Origin of the sequence: Salipaludibacillus aurantiacus, assembly GCF_900111295.1 — a bacterium.
Classification (GTDB): domain Bacteria; phylum Bacillota; class Bacilli; order Bacillales; family Salisediminibacteriaceae; genus Salipaludibacillus; species Salipaludibacillus aurantiacus.
This window is the reverse complement of the sequence record NZ_FOGT01000008.1, coordinates 19,881-38,422: the sequence shown is the minus strand read 5'-3', so window position 1 is coordinate 38,422 and position 18,542 is coordinate 19,881. Positions and strand designations below refer to the sequence as shown.

General features: G+C 37.0%; 15 protein-coding genes. 3 read left to right on the top strand and 12 right to left on the bottom strand.

Features of this window, described 5'->3' with window-relative positions:
* Window positions 1-93: 93 nt before the first annotated feature.
* The 8 genes from BMW59_RS11075 to BMW59_RS11045 all read right to left on the bottom strand — a co-directional run bounded on the left by BMW59_RS11075 (window position 94) and on the right by BMW59_RS11045 (window position 7,955).
* Window positions 94-1,161 carry a serine hydrolase domain-containing protein gene (locus BMW59_RS11075; RefSeq protein ID WP_245733072.1) on the bottom strand — a complete coding sequence of 356 codons (1,068 nt, stop codon included), beginning with the start codon at window positions 1,159-1,161 and terminating at the stop codon, window positions 94-96.
* Window positions 1,162-1,669: 508 nt separating this feature from the next.
* Complete coding sequence (locus tag BMW59_RS11070; RefSeq protein ID WP_093051776.1) at window positions 1,670-3,214, bottom strand: recombinase family protein; 1,545 nt, start codon at window positions 3,212-3,214, stop codon at window positions 1,670-1,672.
* A 332-nt stretch (window positions 3,215-3,546) separates the two neighbouring features.
* Window positions 3,547-5,049 carry a recombinase family protein gene (locus BMW59_RS11065; RefSeq protein ID WP_177174314.1) on the bottom strand — a complete coding sequence of 501 codons (1,503 nt, stop codon included), beginning with the start codon at window positions 5,047-5,049 and terminating at the stop codon, window positions 3,547-3,549.
* The gene (locus tag BMW59_RS11060; RefSeq protein WP_177174313.1) at window positions 5,039-6,460 is read right to left on the bottom strand and encodes a recombinase family protein; all 1,422 of its coding nucleotides are present in this window, start codon (window positions 6,458-6,460) and stop codon (window positions 5,039-5,041) included. The genes BMW59_RS11065 and BMW59_RS11060 overlap by 11 nt, the downstream gene beginning before the upstream one ends.
* Window positions 6,447-6,596, bottom strand: coding sequence for a hypothetical protein (locus BMW59_RS21745; protein WP_177174312.1), 150 nt, complete (start codon window positions 6,594-6,596; stop codon window positions 6,447-6,449). The genes BMW59_RS11060 and BMW59_RS21745 overlap by 14 nt, the downstream gene beginning before the upstream one ends.
* 89 nt (window positions 6,597-6,685) lie before the next feature.
* Window positions 6,686-6,817 (bottom strand): hypothetical protein, encoded by a 132-nt coding sequence (locus BMW59_RS22265; protein ID WP_281244263.1) that lies wholly within the window; start codon window positions 6,815-6,817, stop codon window positions 6,686-6,688.
* Window positions 6,818-7,399: 582 nt separating this feature from the next.
* A complete protein-coding gene (locus tag BMW59_RS11050; protein WP_177174311.1) occupies window positions 7,400-7,633 on the bottom strand; it encodes a hypothetical protein in 234 nt (77 codons plus the stop codon).
* Between the two features lie 19 nt (window positions 7,634-7,652).
* Window positions 7,653-7,955, bottom strand: coding sequence for a hypothetical protein (locus BMW59_RS11045; protein WP_093051763.1), 303 nt, complete (start codon window positions 7,953-7,955; stop codon window positions 7,653-7,655).
* Between the two features lie 355 nt (window positions 7,956-8,310).
* Here BMW59_RS11045 and BMW59_RS11040 point away from each other — a divergent pair, with 355 nt between their 5' ends.
* Window positions 8,311-10,158 (top strand): AAA family ATPase, encoded by a 1,848-nt coding sequence (locus BMW59_RS11040; RefSeq protein ID WP_093051760.1) that lies wholly within the window; start codon window positions 8,311-8,313, stop codon window positions 10,156-10,158.
* Between the two features lie 144 nt (window positions 10,159-10,302).
* On the top strand, window positions 10,303-11,157 hold the full coding sequence (locus BMW59_RS11035; RefSeq protein WP_093051757.1) for a putative phage abortive infection protein: 855 nt from the start codon (window positions 10,303-10,305) through the stop codon (window positions 11,155-11,157).
* A gap of 312 nt (window positions 11,158-11,469) precedes the next feature.
* On the opposite strand, the gene BMW59_RS11030 is transcribed toward BMW59_RS11035, so the two are convergent.
* Window positions 11,470-12,279, bottom strand: a complete 810-nt coding sequence (locus BMW59_RS11030; RefSeq protein ID WP_093051754.1) for an HNH endonuclease — start codon at window positions 12,277-12,279, stop codon at window positions 11,470-11,472.
* Window positions 12,280-12,568: 289 nt separating this feature from the next.
* Between BMW59_RS11030 and BMW59_RS11025 the strand changes: the two genes are divergently transcribed.
* Window positions 12,569-14,053: a recombinase family protein gene (locus BMW59_RS11025; RefSeq protein ID WP_093051751.1), complete on the top strand. Its 1,485-nt coding sequence runs from the start codon at window positions 12,569-12,571 to the stop codon at window positions 14,051-14,053.
* On the opposite strand, the gene rlmD is transcribed toward BMW59_RS11025, so the two are convergent.
* From rlmD to BMW59_RS11010, 3 genes are all read right to left on the bottom strand, one after another.
* Window positions 14,050-15,426: a 23S rRNA (uracil(1939)-C(5))-methyltransferase RlmD gene (gene rlmD, locus BMW59_RS11020; protein WP_093051748.1), complete on the bottom strand. Its 1,377-nt coding sequence runs from the start codon at window positions 15,424-15,426 to the stop codon at window positions 14,050-14,052. The two genes, BMW59_RS11025 and rlmD, sit on opposite strands and share 4 nt — an antisense overlap.
* A gap of 291 nt (window positions 15,427-15,717) precedes the next feature.
* Window positions 15,718-16,713, bottom strand: coding sequence for a metallophosphoesterase (locus tag BMW59_RS11015; protein WP_177174310.1), 996 nt, complete (start codon window positions 16,711-16,713; stop codon window positions 15,718-15,720).
* Window positions 16,714-16,730: 17 nt separating this feature from the next.
* On the bottom strand, window positions 16,731-18,533 hold the full coding sequence (locus BMW59_RS11010; protein ID WP_093051742.1) for an ABC transporter ATP-binding protein: 1,803 nt from the start codon (window positions 18,531-18,533) through the stop codon (window positions 16,731-16,733).
* Window positions 18,534-18,542: the final 9 nt, after the last annotated feature.

Sequence of the window (18,542 nt, the reverse complement as noted above, 5' to 3'; positions counted from 1 at the left end):
ATATACTTCTACTGTTTAACATCAGTCCCCATTTCGGATGCAATTATAAAAGCAAGCATATGCAGCTTCTAGGATCTTCAACTATTGCTCCCTTTAGTTCAATAAGCACGTCATTATTGTATCGCCAAATTTTCGAACATCGTGTAAATAATCAAACCCATTAGGAGAACCAAAACTATTAAACGCACGCACTGCCACAAGATTATGCTGAGGTATAACCAAGAGAGTTACTCCCGTATAGCCTAAAATTTGAAAGGAGCCTTTAGGTACAAGTCCACCAATTTCTGATTTTCTTGCAGGCAAGTCTTTTACAAACCATAAATAACCATTTTGTGGGAGTTCCGCATCTATTGAATTTGGACTTTGAAGTGATGTAGCAATATCTATGATTTCATTTGATACAATTTGTTCTCCATTTACATATCCCTGTTTAAGATGAAAGTATCCCCATTTAGCCAACTCTCTTGATGATACATACATATTCATCCTATCACCGTCTGTACTCTTACTTGTAGTCCAATTTGGGTCATTAGGTTTCCGAATAACATCAACAAGTTTTTCATTTATATCTCCGTACCATCCAGTCTCCGTAAATTTTAGAGGTTTAAATACGTTATTAGCAACTATCTCAGCTACCGATTTACCAGTTGTATTTTTAACGATTTGCGTCAACATATTAATTCCAATACCTCGATAAGCCCAATTCTCACCAGACGGAAATTCTCGGTATATCTCCCCATTAATACTCTTTAAACCATGCGTATGCGTTAGTAAGTGTCTTATGGTAGTCTCATTTAATATTGCAATTTCATTCGGTGGAAGGTATTTTATTATTGAGTCATCTATTGAACCTATGTACCCTTTATTAACCGCATAAGCAACTGCAAAACCTATGTAACTTTTTCGAACTGATGCGACATGAAATCGTGTGTCTTCCTGGATACGTCTCGAATCAGGTTCCTTAGAATGCTTCCCCCAATATTCTTCTGTAACTATTCTATCGTCATGAATAATAAAAACAGATGCACCTGAACAATCAACTTCTTCAGATGTCTTCCTGACATTAGACACAACCGAATCAAACTTTGTGTTTTTCTTTCCGTTAATTATCATTATTTCACTACTTTCCTTTGTTGCTATGATTGATAATATATTCGACATTATAAAAAATAAATCCTTGCTCCTTGTTCCACTATCCTCCCCGTTTGTTTAAGTGTATTTTTTCACAATCTTTGAATATACTTTATATATTCTAACATAAAATTCCAATACCTTTGTAAATTACACAAGAATTAACACACCAAATAGCATAGTAATTAGCAACCTTTTTAGCAGCGTATTTTTTACCATGACAATAACTATTGTCACTATGTTATTTATTGTGCGATTTGATATGCGAATTAAAGTGTTAATATCCAATAAACACTGACATATAAGGAAAAATAACAGACCAAATCGCATATTTGGTCTGTTAATTAGTGTGCTATTTTAAATGTTTCTCCACCGAAACAGAACTACTTAATAAGTCCTCCCGTATTTTTAATTGGAAGTACTAAAGATAAAAGTGTAACAATAGAGGGTCTCCTTCTTTGTCAGTCGTACCGTAATTTCTAAGGAAGGGTTATTAAGACAAAATATCTTAAATGAAAAACACGAGCCTAAGCTCGTGTTATGAAGCAGTGTTTATTCTTTGTTCGCTCGGTTCCTCAAAGCTATAATAAATCTTTGGTGTTCCGTCTTCCTGGACTTCAATTTTGTCGATAATTCTGTGGACAATTTCCATGGCAGTCTGACCAGCGAATAAGAAGTCAACAAAATCTCTTTCAAGGTTTTGCTGGTCAATGTTATTTTGCTCCTGACCATTTTGCAATTTTTCTAATTCCTTTTCGAAAATGTTAATTTCTTCTTTTGCTTTGTCGATTGCAGCAGTACATGATTCCTGGTCCATTTGCTTCTCAACGTACAAGGTAAGAAATTCTACTTTTCTATTATTCCTAACTTCGATGCTTGCCTTTACCTTGTTGATTTCCTGCTCGTATTGCCTTAAGTGGTTTGCTATTTTTTTATGAAGTTCCTTCTTGATTACTGCTTTATCTATACTGCTTGTGAAGGCTTGAAAGTCAGACTTAATAATATTCAGGAGGGAGGCTTCTTTAATAAGGTGAGATTTACAGCCCTTATTTCCTTGGTCTGCGTGCTTCCCGCAGATATAGCCTTTTCTGTTTTTCCGATACCACATTCCAGTCCCACAATCTGCGCAAAAACAAAGGTTAGAAAAAATTTGTTTCTTAGATACAGTATGATTGCGTTTCCTTTTCAGCATAGAGTCCTGAACCATATTAAATAGTTCCTTACTTATGATAGGTTCATGCACATCTTCTACAATATATTGGTCTTCTTCAGAAAGTTGTTTTCTTTTCGTGGTGGTTATACTAATGGTCGTAGTTCTCCCCTGAACCACTGTTCCAATATAGTGGCGGTTCAACAGCATTCCTCTCACTGTATTCTCTTGCCATTTAAGACCTGCATTCTTTCGGTTGTTTACCTGTGCAGGAGTCGGCACCCCTTCAGTTGTTAATTTGTCAGCAATAGCTTTAGGGCTAGCTCCATTCAAATAGTCATGATAAATCCGCCGAACCACTTTAGGAGTATCATCTTCTCTTATATAGAGTTTTTGGTCTTCAATACGATAACCATAAGGTGGAGTAGAATTAATAAACTTACCCTGCGCCATTTTTTTCTTAAAAATGAATTTAATCTTCTCACTTGTATTCTCTGATTCCATTTGTGCAAACATAGAATATAGCCCATACCATCGGTCATTACCTTCCATTGTATTAACTAAATTGTTAAGTGTAACAATATGTATCCCATTTTTGTCAGCTTCATTTTTCACTCTGTGTGATAATTCAGCATTCCGTGCCAGACGGAATAAATCTTTTACAAGCAGGATATCAATTCTTTTATTCTCAATATCCTCTAAGAGTTCCTTCATAGAAGAATTTAACTTTGTCCCGGATTCCGGTCCAATATATAGTTTCTTTAAACTCCATCCTTTTTCTTCAATATATTCTTCAATAAGCTCCCTCTGGTTCTCTAATGAAGAATGCTGTTCTAATCTGTCCGTTGATACTCGTACGAATGCTCCAACTCTATAGCTCATGAATACCGTTCCTCGCTTTCGCTTGATTTGTCTTGGAATGGATAAAGTCATCTATTTTGGTGTCTATCAAGTGTTTTAAAACTCCCTCAAATGTTCCTGCTTTTTGTCTAAAGTGCTTTTCTGTTCTCATTTTCTTCTCCCCCAAATTATATATGTATGTAATGATTATAAGTTCGATATTCTGTCCATAATGACTATTAAGCGTTCGATTTACTATTCAAATAGCCATGGCAACTTGAATGGAAAATCGAACTGTCTAAAAAGGAATGCTAATCTGACTAGGCTTATTCAGTAAAAGTTCTACCCTTGGTGTGTGGTTGGATTCCCTGTAACTAACCGACGTTCGATTTTCTATCCAATTTATAAGAGAATGGTTCGATTCTCTATCCAATGATGTTCGTCACGGTTTGTACAGGATTCATTTTAAAAACAATATCAAATGTAAACTTATTATCTTTTTCCTTAATTACGGTGATTTCTTTTATGAAATTTAACAGCAGAACTCTTTGCTCTGTTTTTTCAAATTGGTTTAATTTTAAGTCCTGAAAAGCTTTCATAAAGGTTTGCACTTCTTCCGGTTCCAGAAGAATACTAATCTCATGAATGGAGTTTTGTAGTATATGAACTTGGTTGTTAAAGTGGTCCTTAGCATTCCTGAAAATACTTGAAAGAGAGTTGTTTTTTTGGCAAGCAACTTCACCATTTGCTTCAATCAGGCGAATTTGTGATTCCAGTGTCTTTATCTTTGTATTGAGTTTCTCTCTATAAATGATAAGTTCTTCTTGTACAAACTCTTTATTTAGTTTCAGCGATAAAGCAAGTTTGTTTTCTACCTGAGTAACTAGTGTTTGGTTGACTGTTTCCATATCCATCTCATAGGAACAGGATTTACACTGGTACTTCATGTAGTCATATTGCTTTTTACTTTTCTTAGTTGAGAAATTCCGGTGTTGCAGCAAGTTCCCACAACTATGGCAACGAAGTAATCCACTAAAGATAAATGGAGTATCCAGCTTGTTATATATACTTTTAAGCTTCCGGTTTCCATCAATAAGATAATAAAGGACGTTGGGAACTATTCTCTGGTGATTGCTTTTTATAATCTCGTTACTTTTTGCATTATTCCTACGTCTGTTTTTAAAATTCCAGCTGAAATGTCCACCCTGATAAACTTTATTGTTTAAGATATTATGGACCGTATTTCCTCTCCAACACCCGCCTGAAGGAGATGGAATATTAGCATCATTTAGAATATTGGCTATTTTATTCACGCTATGTCCCCATGCCGCCAGGTGGAAAATGAGTAAGACAATAGGAGCTTCCTCAGTTTCAGATAATTCTTTATTAATTAATTTGAACCCAAAAGGAGCTTTTGAACCAGGACGCTTTGAACTTTTCAAATCCTTTCCTTGTGAATCTAATGCCCTTATTGATTTCGCTCCGGATTCAGCATTGGCAATTATTAGCTGTAATTTCACATCCAAATCAGATGGCGACCATTCATTCTGGCTTGTGGTCGTGAAAAACTTTAGATGCGGTTTTATAGCAATGACATCATAGTAAAATTCTGAAACAAAAGAATAAATCATCCTGTCAATTCTTGAGAAGTCGTAGAAAAACACAGCTTCTATATCTTCTTCTATTATTTTTCTCTTCATTTTTTGCAAGCCGGAACGGCGACTAGCTTTCTTTTTATAGGCACTTACTCCATCATCTTCAAAAATAAAAACATCAGGAATATAGTAACCTTTACTTTCAGCTAAGTCTTTAATAGCCATCTTCTGTATTTCAAAAGAATTGTTTCCTTCTTGATTCTGTGAAGACCGGCGAACTGATGCTACTGCTAGCCGTTTCATTCGCTTATTGTTTTGATTATTATCTGCCATCGAATACCATCCTTTTAAGTTTGTTTGTGTCAAGGTAATCATTGTAGTAAAAGTTAAGCTCTGCCGTAGTATGGTGAATGTAGCAACTTTTAACCACAGAAGGAATCAGGTGAAACAGTTCCGTATCATTAACCTGGTTCTGGACCTTGGAAGTTAGCTGTTTAATATTTAGTTCATAGTTCTCTAAAAGAAGCTTATTTTCTCTAAGCTGCTTCCTTTTAACTTTGGCAGCTGAAAGCTCATTTAGTTCACCTTCGAAATTAATAAGATTCATGATTTTGTCTGGCGGTCCAGTGGCAATTTGAATCTCTAACTCTTTAACTTTATTATCCAGAGCTATTATTTGTTCAGAGAATTTTTGTATCATTCTTTTTACCAACGCACCAGCTTTCTTATCCATTTGCTCGGTTTTTAAAGAGTTAATCATCAGAGAGGCATATTTTATAAGCATCTCATTATAGCTATCTACATTAACCTCAACTTTACTGTGACCTTTTCCCCTACACGTGTAGGTTCCCGATTCCCCGACCTTACTTTTTCGATACCGCATCTGCTTTTTACAAATACCACACATTGGGGGAAGCAAATTCTCATTAGTCCGTTCCTCGATGTTCTCTTGAAGAACTCTTTGATAAGGTTTTATAATTCCTTGCACTTCTTTAAAATCGTCTACACCTATTATTTCCTCCACATACGCTAATCTTGAAAACCGTTTGCCGTAAATTTCACTTCCTGTATAAAAGGGGTCTGCAAGAATTCGAGCAATATCAGAAACCTCTTTTTTTAAGTGCTTTGATTGTCTAAGTAAGAACTCCGCATAATCCTTGTGTCCCTCAACTTTCTTTGCAGCTTGATAAAGAGCAAAAATACTTTCACGCAGTTCAGGCTTTGCCACGTATTCCTTTGTACCATGTTCATATAAGACGTCGTAGCCAAATTTTTTAGGAGGCAGCTTTCTGTGATTATCGAGAACCCGGCGGGAAATGCCTTTCCCTTCTTCCTCAATTAAAACACCGTTGAAACCTTCAATTAAAAAGTCATAACTGAATGGGAAATATCCAGCGTCCGTAGAGGTAAAGATTACCTCGACATTATTGGATACAAACAAATCCACAAGCTCCAAATATTCATAAAAACTTCTCGTTAACCGGCTCCGGTCGTAAACATAAATGGTGTTAACTTCCTTTCTCTCAATGAGTGAGATAAGCTTAACCATTTGCTCACGGTCCCGGAGTTTCACTTTATTAGCTGAAACTCCTAACTCATTCAGTTCAATGTATTCATCCTCAGCGAGTTTCGCTCTGTATTGCTCATCAGCAGCAAGCTGCATCTCCAGACTTTGATTGTCTGTACTGACTCTCCTTAGGAAAACATTTACTTTTGTGGTTGGCTCTTCTTTAATCCATCTCATATGATTCATCCTTCTCATCGTATCTCTTTTTCAAGACAACGGCTTGGTGGGAAAGAGGAAGATTTAAATGATAGAGGAGCTGTCGTTCTATTAACCTCTCAATCCATTGACTCCCTAGTTCGTTCGACTCTTCCACAACCGTTATCTTCCTGACCTTGTATTCCACGAGTTCCACCTCCAGGTTTTATGAACATAATTGCCTGGAAGCGAATGTTATATACGCTCTTACTTCTCGTCCTTATCAAAGGTAAGTTCGATTTGGTGATTCACTTGTTCCCGTTCCACATCACTCCGCGGGATAATTAATTGATACGTCTGGCTTCCCGGAGCCCCCATTCCTTCCAATGATTTATTCATTCAGCTTCTCTTCCCTTCAGTTTATTTATTTCCCAAAACCTTCTAAGAACTTCAGAAGACACATTATGACGCTCACAAGCTATTTCAATATTCTTAACTCTTTTATGGAAGGACGACTGATTTTTCATTGTCATTCATACTCCTTGTGTTATGTTTGTTTCTCGTGTGAATAGAGTGAATTTTTCTTTCCGTATTGTTCCGAACTTTCTCAGCAGGATGTTTATATATGTAGTACATGATTTGTTGGCTCCTCTTGATAAGTAATTTTGTTTCCCAAGCTTGGTAAGGTCATAATACAAAATTAAAAATCAAAATGGATAAAAAATCGAAAAAACTTTTTAAAAAACTAAAGAAATTTTTTTAGGAGAAAATAAACTAGAAAATCCCACAAAAGGTGATTTAATTTTGGTATATTAAAAGTTTTTAACCAACAAAAAAGTGAACCTCAGGTGGTGCGGTTCACTTGAATAATACCCCTTATTATTAAAAATACTTCTTTGATTAAGCCTTTCTTTAAGTTATTACGCCTTACATCTTTAATAGTAAAACCTACTCTTAGCATCAAGGTTAAAAGAAATTTTATTAAAGTTGCTCTGATATTGTTTTTACAGAATACAACGGTACTAATACATCCTCATTATTATGATGAACATTTACATGGACAACATTCGTTTCAGTATCAATATCATATAACTTTCCTATCACATCACTTGTTTCTGCAAAAAATTCTATTCTCACATCTTTATTAATCAAATTATTTAACTTCATAATTAAACAACCCTTTAAATAATATTTATTAATATTTGGTTGATACACCGTAAGTTGATAAGTGTTTTTATAAATTAATATCTTTATAACCGGAGATTGAACCGATAGAACCATAATTTCCTGGGTTACCATAGTTTCCTACATTTCCATAGTTACCATATATTCCGAAATTAACATTTTTGTAAGGAGAATTTTCATTATACATTATTCGATTATCATAAATAATTTCACCTAAATAACTTCCTCTCATATCTATAAATATATCTTCTTGTTCCCGATAATGACCAATATTTTCGCCACCTGGAGAATGTAGCTGCCCATTTACAAAATTAGCAATATGCTGACCTTTACTATTAAATAAAAATAGCACGTAATTCCCTCCCTATATTATTAGTAAAAATAATTGTAATTGTGTAATTCTACTATTGTTTCCAAAAATCCTTTTTAATTACATTTCATTCCAATTCAATGCTCAAAATTAATATTCTCACTTTAAGTTAAGGTAGAGATAATGTGATTTAAGAGACTTATTTGCTCCCTAAAAAATTCCTTCGTTTTTTTAAGCCAATCATCAAAGTAATTATTTGATTATTTTGTTTCTCAAATGAAATGATTTTTTCCTTAAATAACAAAAACAAAATGTAAATTTATGTTAAAATAAATGTTGAATTAAGCTTTTGAAATGGACAATAACTAAGGAAAAATGCTCCAAAAAGGAGGTCTAAATGAAACTTAAAGAATGTAAAATTAAAAATTTTCGCTGTCTAAAGAATTTCGGACCGGTTCCTTTATACAATTTAACAATGTTAATAGGAGAAAATGATTCAGGAAAAAGTTCAGTTTTGGATGCTTTAGAAATGGCGTTAAATAATTTATTTCCTAACGAATCAGATTTTTATTATATAGAAGGCATTCCGACAGAGCCTATTCAAATTGAATTGAAATTTGATGTTTCGCCTTCAGAAACAATTGATTCAAAATTTTTGAACTCTTCTAGTGATTTACTCTATAAAGTTACATATGACAAGCATCAAACTAAAAATGAAATACAAGGACAAGCTTATACTAATGAACTGTTAAACCAGGATTTTTCTAAATTAAAAACACCTGAGCTGAAAGCCATCCTAGATGTCTTAGGAATTGTAACAGAAGGAAAGGTTAACAATAATCAAAGAGTAGAGCTGATTGAACAATATTTAAATGAAAATACACTCGAAGTTGAAGAAAAATGGACAGTAGCTCCTAAAGAAATATTAGATATTATTCCCAGGTTTGAAAAATATTGCTCATCAGATTATGAGACACCAGAAAAATTAATTGAGAAGACTTTAAAAGATGTATTTAAGTCGGAATTATATACAAAGAATCCGGACACGGGAGAAACCATTGTGCATGAATCCATTACAGGATTTGAAGAGAAGGTGAGGGAGAAACTGAATGAAAAGGTTGGGGAACTTAATGGATTTGTAAATACATATAATAATCAAATATCAAATGTTTCAGTTGAACCTATTATTGATTTTACAAATGGTTTGAAAACTGGAAAATTATTGCTCACTGAGGATAATGGCGGTACTTACTATTTAGAAAACAAGGGGGAAGGCACCAAGAAGAGGCTCTTTATGGCAATTTTGGATTGGGATAGACAAATAATGTTAGAAAGTGTTACCAAACCTGTAATAAGAGGTTATGATGAGCCGGATAGTAATCTGCATTACGAAGCACAAAGAAAAATGTATTATAGTATTAGGGATATAACCTATCAAGCACAATCGCAAATCCAGGCAATAGTTTGTACTCACTCCTTAACAATGGTTGATAGAGCCCCTTCAAAAATAATTAATCTGATTAAAAAAAATCTGGAGGGTCATTCGAATGTTGAGTACTTAAAATCTGGTGGTGATAGTGATATCGATGAATTTTTAAACTCCGTAACAAGTAACATGGGTATCACAAATAGCAGCATTTTTTATGAAAGGTGCTTTTTATTAGTTGAAGGTATTACTGAAGAAAACGCATTGCCCATTTTATATCATAAATACTTTAATAGAACATTATCTGAATCTGGCATAAAGATAATAAATATAGAAGGTAATGGAAGCTGGTATAACTTTGTAAGGCTAATGGGGAAAAATAAAAGTAAATTGATGCTTACATTATTAGATTCTGACAGCAAGGAACCAGGGACTAGTTGTAGTTTAACACTTGCAAACCTAAGAAGTATGGGATTCCAAGAAGATTTTATTGATAAAAATGTATTTTATATAGGTAGTAAAGAGTTTGAAGATAGTTTTTCAAGTGAGCTTTATTTAAAATGTCTCAATCTCCATTGGAAGAAAGCAGATGGTAGTTTGTGGACTCTTGAAGAAATAGATTTATTCAAGGCTGAGGAAAAGTTTTCAGATAAGATTGTTAATGAAGCAGCGAAATTATCACAAATCTTTGAACCTGGGAAAAAGTGTACCAAAGAAACATTAGCTATAAGAATGGCTGAATTAATTGATGCAAATGACGTTCCACAAGAGTTACTTGTTTTATTTGAAGAAGCAAATAGGATTACTGGGATTCAATAGATTTTTAAACTGAACCTGTATTTTAAGCAATTCATCATAAATATAAAATGCTATCATCACGGGATAGCATTTTTCTGTTGGTAGAACGTAGATAATAAGTGCTGTTCCTCTTTTAGTTAAATTAAAGTTAGATGGAGGAAAGACATGACAAAATACTTGTTAGGTGTAATTAATAATAAATACTTCTTAATTTTAATGTTTTTAGCAATAAGCTTTCCGATATTTGTTAGCTGGATAGTAAGTTTGGATAACTTTATGTGGTATGAAATGGCATATAATAATGACTGGATAAGTTTTCTAGGTAGTTACTTAGGGGGAATATTCGGAGGGTTATTTACATTATTTGGTGTATTGATAACAATTAAAAAGCAGGAACAGCAAGGGAAGAAGGTCGATTTATTCCAATTTGAAAATTCATTGTTTCGTCTTCTTTCTTTAAAGAATGAAAGTGTAAATAATATTGAATTTGAGGTAAACCAAAAGGAAAGAGTAAAGGGTAAAATGGGTTTTGAGTGGATTTCAAGGGAAATAGATGAAATATTTAATGGACTATTAAATGAAGAGTATAAAAAATATGGGGTAGACGTTGAAATAGATTTAGAATATCACATTATAAACCAGACAATCACCGAGTTATATTCAAAATATGGAACAATATTAGCTCATTATTTTATAAATGTATCCTATATTTTAGAGTCGATTTCTCAACTAGAAGAGAATTCACTTAAAGTAAATTATACCTCAATATTAAAAGCACAATTATCACAAGCAGAACTTAAAGTAATTTTTTATCATTCAATTGTTCCTGTAGGACACGACCTATTGTATAACCTTGTTAATGAAAATGCTCTCTTCGATACTTTTGATAATTCATTCTTAATTGACGCGGAACATTCAATATTTTTCGAAAAGATAGATGAATTTCTAGGGTCTGAGTTAAACGAAATAAGTTTATTTTTAGATAATGATAATTACAATTCTGAGGAACATTGGGAGTGAACTTATAGATTAAAAACATTTTATACCTTCATTGGAAATGGAGATAAATTGTGAAAATCGATTGGAAGAAAAATATGTATTGGAGAAGTGAATACTAAGTGTGACAATGTCCAACTTTTTTATTAATAACATGAAGTGAACAGCACCGGTGGTTCACTTAATTTCTAATAGAGTTTAAAGTATTCTTCTCTCAGGCAGCCTTTACAATAATTTTTAAAACGATAAAAAATAGCTTTTATAACTGATAGTGCTTCATTATTTTTCCTTGGGATATCAAGTTTACCTCTTTTTAGGTCATCAACCAATTCACCCTTAAAATAAGTTCCAACAAGGAACATTTACAGCGCTAGTAGCTGTGGACCGTGCTCCTTTAGAAGAATTGCAAGTTTCACAAAGTAGTTGCATATTAGAAGGGTCATTTGTACCGTACAATTCTAAAGGAACAATATGGTCAAGGTGAATCTTATTTTGGCTTCTTATCAAATTTGATAAATCACAGCGGCATATAACACACGTACCTTTATCCCGATAAAAAACAGCTGACTTCAGCCACTCTGGAAAGTATTGTCTCTTTATTCTTCCCTTTTTAGTTACATATTCAGGGTATAGTTTTTTTATGTAGTCCATTTCATATTCGATGAATTCTGCCAGCTCCAAATGAAAATCCCGAAGGAACTTTCTATCTTGGAAAACAAACTGAAATGCAGAGTGAATTACTAACTCAGCTATTTTTTCGTTATTATCAGAAGAATATTTCATCCACTGTTGAACTATTTTAAAACAGTCACAATCAAAATGCCCTCCATTATCATCACACTCACTAAAATCTGGCGTAGGAAGGTCTGTAGTAAGTTTCACTTCAGCAAGAGTTCTTTCAATAAAATCAAATACTTCAGGTATATCCAAAGCATCTTTTAGGTTGTGTATCTCCTCATCAAAATCCGGGAAATAATTAAGATAATGATGAACTGCTGTTAGTTTTTTCGGTTTAATTACAGCTTTAATTATTTCCTCTTTGAATTCATTAAATACTGAATCATAATACTCCCAAAAGTTAGTGACAGCAATTCCAGCTAAGCCCATTCCAGAGCTTAACGCTAAATGTTGGTCTTTAACAGCCATTAAAATCCTCCCACACAGAAATTTTTATTAAGCTATCCTCGCCTTTAAGTACTTATTTTCACGAACTCAAGTCCAATTCAACATTTATTTTAACATATATTTACATTATATTTGTCGGTAGTTTAAGATAAAAAATCACTGTGAGTTTAGAAACATATTTGAACTTCTAATCAATTTACTTATTTCACCATATTTTTCTAAATAACTATTTGATTATTCTGTTTCTCTTTTGCCAATGATTGTGGTAGGTAAACACTACTGCATCTCAACAGAATGGAGTTGAGATGGCATGAAATGTGCTGTGTACATCAGGGTGTCTTCTAAAAAGGAAGAGCAAAAAACATCCTTAGTGAACCAACAGCGATTCTTTTACAACGTAATTGCTGAAAAGAGGTGGGAGCTTTATCAATTTTATATTGATGTAGAAAGCGGAACAAAAGATAAAAAACGAGGAAATCTGAAGCGGATGATTGAGGATGCAAAGAAGGGTTTATTTGATGTGATTATCTCTAAAGAGCTCTCAAGACTCGCACGGAACGGCAAGCTTTCGTATGAGATTAAAGATGTGGCAGAAAACAATGGCGTTCACATCATCACCTTCGATAATGCAATTAATTCCACAGAAGGTAATGTTCATATGTTTGGTTTATATGCGTGGGTATATGAGCAAGAATCCCAAAGAACTTCAGAGAGAATTAAAGCAGCATTATTCTCCAAGGCTCAGAAAGGAGAATTTATAGGTTCCATTCCACCTTATGGATATCAAGTAGTTAACAAAAAGTTAATCCCGACAAATGATTATAAACCCGAAGTCGTCAAAAATATTTTTCAGATGTATCTCTCGGGAATGGGTTTTGACTCTATTGCACGCACCTTATCCAATCAAGGTTATCCCACTCCTGCAACTGAAGCAGGCAAAAAAAATGCAGGACAATTTTGGTACGGGTCTTCTGTAAAAAGCATTCTGAGAAACCCTCACTATACGGGAGATTTAGTGCAGCATCGTGAAACTACTCGGAGTGTCACAACAGAAGCGAGAGAAGCAGTTTCAAAAGACAAGCATCTTATTATTAAAAATGCTCACCCAGCTTTAATCACCCATGAGGATTTTGAAACAGCTCAAAAGCTCATGAAAACGAGAAAGACAAATATCACCAAGCCTCAAAAACATTTATTCACAAACTTTCTTTATTGCTCCGATTGCGGGTCTGGGATGTGGTATAGACAAAACAGAGCGGGGTATATCTGCGGAGGTTATGCAAGACATGGTAATATCGCTTGTACAACACACACCATTAAAGAACAGACGCTTGTAGAGCGAATTTTATCCGATATTAAAGAGATACATCATCTCATTACGGATGAATCCCAGCTATCAAAATTAAAGAGTGAAAGAAAAGCACAAAAGACTCAGAGTCAGGTTCAAGTCACTAAAATCTCAAAAACAATTCAATCATTAAAATCCAAAAAGAAACGTTACATTGACCTGCTTGCTGAAAATGTGATTACGGAGAATGATTACAGGGAGATTTCCACTGAACTAGAAGTTAAAATAAAACATCAAGAAAAGAAAAGGAGCGAACTCGATGAGTCGCTCCACGATGAACAATTATTTAAAGAGCTGGAAAGTGTGAAAAAAATAATTGCTCAGTTTCTTCCTTTAAAAGAGGTTTCATCCGATTTATTAAGTCACTTTGTAAACAGAATCGAAGTGAACAAGCAAGGTAAACCCTTTATTTCGTACCGTTTCTCCGTGTTTTCAAAACAAAATTAATCGTCTTTTAAAACTATCTGCGACACGCATTCAATATGCCCCGTCTGCGGAAACATATCGACAGGCTGGACTTCCTGTGTCGCGTAGTTTTTTTCTTCTAAATATTTCAGGTCACGGGCCAACGTCGCCGGGTTGCATGAGACATAGACGATCCTCTCCGGCTTCATCGCGGTCATCGATTCAAGAAGGGCTTCGTCACACCCTTTCCGCGGCGGGTCGACTACAATCACATCAGGGTGAAGGCCCTGTGCCTGCCACCACGGCATAACACTTTCCGCTTCCCCGACAACGAACTCGGCATTATCGATATGGTTCAGCTTAGCATTCCGTTTCGCATCTGATACCGCTTCAGGCACCACTTCCACTCCGTACACCTGCTTCGCGTTCTGCGCCAGGAACAGGCTGATCGTGCCGATCCCGCAGTATGCATCAATCACTGTTTCTTTACCTGTGAGCTGCGCAAATTCCAGTGCTTTATCGTAAAGGACTTTTGTCTGTTCCGGATTCACCTGGTAAAATGACCGGGCAGAGATGGCAAATTTAATCTCACCGATGTAATCATAAATGACTTCTTCGCCCCAAAGCACTTCTGTTTTGTCGCCAAAAATAACATTCGTCCGCTTTGGATTAATGTTTTGAACAATCGAGGTAATGTTCGGCAACTCATCTTTCAGCGCCTGAATGAGATTTTTCTTATTAGGCAGCTCTTTTCCTTTCGTTACAAGAACCACCATCAGCTGGCCGGTATGTTTCGCATGCCTGACAACCACGTGCCTTAAGGTGCCTTTATGGATGCGGTCATCGTATCCGCGAATGCCGTACTGTTTGGCCAGTTTTTTCACAAGCTGGACAACACGGTCGTTGTCTTCACGCTGAATGACACAGCTTTCCATATCGACAATCGTATGGCTCCGCTCCGCAAAGAACCCCGCCACAAGTTCGCCGTTATTCTCGCCCACCGGTACCTGGGATTTATTGCGGTAACGCCAAGGGTCTTCCATGCCGAGTGTCGGATGCACGGGCACGTTCAGTCCCCCGATCCGCTCGAGGACGTCTTTTACCTGTTTCTGTTTATACTCCAGCTGGCCTTCATAGCTTAAGTGCTGAAGCTGACACCCGCCGCATTGTTTAAAGATCGGGCATGGCGGCTCGACTCTCTCTGGGCTCGTTTCCTTTAATTCCATCAGGCGGCCAAAGCCGTAATTTTTCTTCACATTAATTACTTTCACATCTGCTGTCTCGCCTGGCAGGGCGCGTTTTACAAACAGCGGATAACCATCCACTTTCGCTACACCTGACCCGTCGTGGGTAATATCCTCAAAGGTCACCTGCACCATCTCGTTCTTTTTCACTGGCGGCTGTTGTTTGCTCATAGTCCTCTTATCCTTTCCGTTCTGCATTTATCTGCACTTGATTGTACCACACCTGTAGAGCAGAAAAAATGTAAACGGGACGAGGCTGCGGAGAGGCCAGCCAATTAACTTAGTGAGGGAACCAGTTCTCATGATTCAGGGAAATACTTATTAGAGTAACTTGCTGGGCGGGTTAACAGTGAAAAAACGGAGGAATAACCAGCTGTATTCACAAACCTGTTGAAACAACTGGTTTTTTAAGGGAAGATAAATTAAAGGGGGTAAAGAATACCCAGTTTATAATGGGGCATTCTATTTAGACTTTAAAGTAAGAAGGTTTATTTCAGGAGGGTTTAAAAAGCGGAAGTTTAATAAAGGAAGAGCTTCGCTGCTGCCGAGGCCCGCGCTCACATACTGTTTTAGCCCCCGGTATTCCCACAGCCCCTTAATGCGGTCCTGGGGCGGGAATAATCCGCTTCGCTCATAATAAGGCTCCGGGACAAACGGCGCGCCTACAAACGGCAGACGAATCTGGCCGCCATGATAATGCCCGGCGAGCATCAGATCAAAGTCTCTTAACAGAGAGTCCGGGTCATCCATCAGAAGATCAACCCGAAAGTCTACAATAGGATAATGGTACAAGGAAATCAGGACATCCTCTTCGCCGGCCTCATCCAGCACTTGCATCTCTTCAAGCAAATCCCTTTGATGATTTAAATAGTCCTGGTAATGCTCACTCTGCTCGATTTTTGCCTGCTGGTCGATTTCTGCCAAGCTTTTCCCGGGGTCAACGAGCGATAACTCGAATTCTGTAAAGTGAACGTGAGCCGAACCAACCTCTACCGTGTAGACAGATTCCAGGAGAGTGACACCTTTGTCTTCCATCCCTATAATAAATTCATGTTTTTCAAATGGCGTGTGGCGGCCGTACCTGTAAGGTTCAGGATCGGAATTTCCATGGACAAATAACGCGTGGTCTTTATTCGTAATGCCGTCTATTAACGAGTAAAAAGGGTGGAAACTGGTCGTGTTGCCTGTCTCCAGCATATCCCCTGTAAAGACGATTACATCATAGTCAATTCCATTAATCTTATCACTCAGCCTTGACTGGTTCTCTCCAAAATATTTTTCATGCAAGTCGGTCACCTGAAGAATTCGAAACCCTTCCAGCTCAGAGGGGAGGCCCTCAATTTCTATATCCTGTTCTGCAAGGATAATCCGGTTGTTATCCCAGATCGTAAAACTGACGACTGCTGTAATGAAAAGCAGCATTATAATAACCAGGACGCTCCCCCTCTTCTTTCGCATGATCATATCTCCTAACGTTACAGGGTAGCGTTCACCTGGCTTTTTAACAAGTTGTTAAATACCCCCCGTTTTTTATCAGCCAATTGCCCGAATTTGCCTTTTTCGATTAACCTTCCTTCATCTAACACTAATACCTGGTCTGCATTTCGGATCGTTGAAAGCCGGTGGGCAATAACAATAATCGTCATTTCCCCTTTCAGGCGTTCAAGTGCCTGTTGTATTTTCAGCTCATTTTCAGTATCCAGAGAACTAGTCGCCTCGTCTAAAATCAGCACAGAAGGCTTCCGGAGTATGGCTCTCGCTATCACGAGACGCTGGCGCTCCCCCCCGGAAAGTCTGATCCCCCGGTCCCCGATCAGCGTATCGATTCCTTCCGGCAGCTTTTTGACAAACTCTGCTGCAGATGAAAACTCGAGCGCTTCCCAAATATCCGTGTCAGTTGCATCCGGTTTCACCAATTTCAAATTCTCCTTAATGCTCTCATTAAATAGAAACGGGTCCTGCGGGACATAACTGATCGCACGTCTCCAGGCAATTAAATTTTCCCGGGTCAGCGGCGTTCCGTCTATCAGAACCTCACCAGACGCCGGCTCATTTAATCCCATCAACGTATCGATTAATGTGCTTTTCCCTGCGCCGGAACGGCCGACAACAGCAGTCATATGATTAGCTGGCAAAAATAGATTAATATTCTTTAACGCATACTTCTCCTCCTTTTCGCGGTAGCGGAAAAAAACGTTTCTGCATTCAATGCCTTTATCCATTCGAAGAGGTCTCACGTTAGCTCCATCTGCGTTCTCATAAGCCAGTTCCTGTGATTTTTCAGCTTCTTCCTGCAAGGAAACCACCGCTTTAAACGCCGGCAGTTTTGTCGCAATATCCTCCAACGAACCTTGAATACCCGCCACTTTCGGCCAAAGCCTCGAGAAAATGACGATGATGAGAAGCAGTTCTGCTCCCTGGGCTTGAAACAAATGAATGGCTATAAATATAAACACTGCTATTAAACAGGCTGAAGCAACTTTATAATAAAGCTGTGACTTTGTTTTTAACTTCGTATATTCCACCTGTTCCTGTTCCATCTGTTTAGTGATGGACCGGTACCAGTCCATCCGCGATTCTTCTAACGTATTGCTCTTAATATCTTTAATTCCGTTAATCTGGTCGGTGATTCCTCCGAGATACGCTTTTCCCAACGTGAAATTTCTCTGTCCCAGAGCATGGGACCGTTTCAGAAACTTTCTGTTCAGGAAAATGAGCACAAGACCGCAAATCATAACAAATGCAGTAATTACAGGTGACAGCCAGATCGCAATTCCAATTTGTATCAATGTGAAAATGAGTGAAGCAAAAAACTGTAAGAAAGAATGCGTGCCTGCGCTTGCCCGGGCAATTTCGGCAGTTAATAAATTGACGAGATCCGATTTCCTTTTTTTAATAAAAAACCGCCAGTTTGCGTTAAGCAGAGACTGATACGTTTTTACTCTCATATAACGGAAAAAGCCATGCTGAATCATGGCATTTTTGACGGTAATTTGCCGTTGCAGAAGGTTCTGGGCTACCGCAATTAATACAAAAATTAATAAAATCACCGGCAGACCGACCGAGGCTGGCACGCCCTGTAAAAATTCAAACAGACCGGCGACAGGCGTCCCACCAGCATCAAGTTCGACTACCCCGCTCATGCTGAGCATTGGAATCAGCAATAATATACCTATACCATCCAGCAGGCCGATCAGACTCATAGCAATGAGGTTGAAATAGAGGATTTTCCCGGCATATAAATGAATTTGCTTTAGAAAATAAAACACAGGTTTCATAGTATCCTC

Coding starts and splice junctions, on each gene's coding strand:
- BMW59_RS11015 (WP_177174310.1), bottom strand. CDS start 16,713: ATGCGAAAGAAGAGGGGGAGCGTCCTGGTTATTATAATGCTGCTTTTC.
- BMW59_RS11075 (WP_245733072.1), bottom strand. CDS start 1,161: ATGTCGAATATATTATCAATCATAGCAACAAAGGAAAGTAGTGAAATA.
- BMW59_RS11065 (WP_177174314.1), bottom strand. CDS start 5,049: ATGGCAGATAATAATCAAAACAATAAGCGAATGAAACGGCTAGCAGTA.
- BMW59_RS11010 (WP_093051742.1), bottom strand. CDS start 18,533: ATGAAACCTGTGTTTTATTTTCTAAAGCAAATTCATTTATATGCCGGG.
- BMW59_RS11035 (WP_093051757.1), top strand. CDS start 10,303: ATGACAAAATACTTGTTAGGTGTAATTAATAATAAATACTTCTTAATT.
- BMW59_RS11030 (WP_093051754.1), bottom strand. CDS start 12,279: ATGGCTGTTAAAGACCAACATTTAGCGTTAAGCTCTGGAATGGGCTTA.
- BMW59_RS11070 (WP_093051776.1), bottom strand. CDS start 3,214: ATGACTTTATCCATTCCAAGACAAATCAAGCGAAAGCGAGGAACGGTA.
- BMW59_RS11025 (WP_093051751.1), top strand. CDS start 12,569: ATGAAATGTGCTGTGTACATCAGGGTGTCTTCTAAAAAGGAAGAGCAA.
- BMW59_RS11040 (WP_093051760.1), top strand. CDS start 8,311: ATGAAACTTAAAGAATGTAAAATTAAAAATTTTCGCTGTCTAAAGAAT.
- rlmD (WP_093051748.1), bottom strand. CDS start 15,426: ATGAGCAAACAACAGCCGCCAGTGAAAAAGAACGAGATGGTGCAGGTG.
- BMW59_RS11060 (WP_177174313.1), bottom strand. CDS start 6,460: ATGAGATGGATTAAAGAAGAGCCAACCACAAAAGTAAATGTTTTCCTA.
- BMW59_RS22265 (WP_281244263.1), bottom strand. CDS start 6,817: ATGAATAAATCATTGGAAGGAATGGGGGCTCCGGGAAGCCAGACGTAT.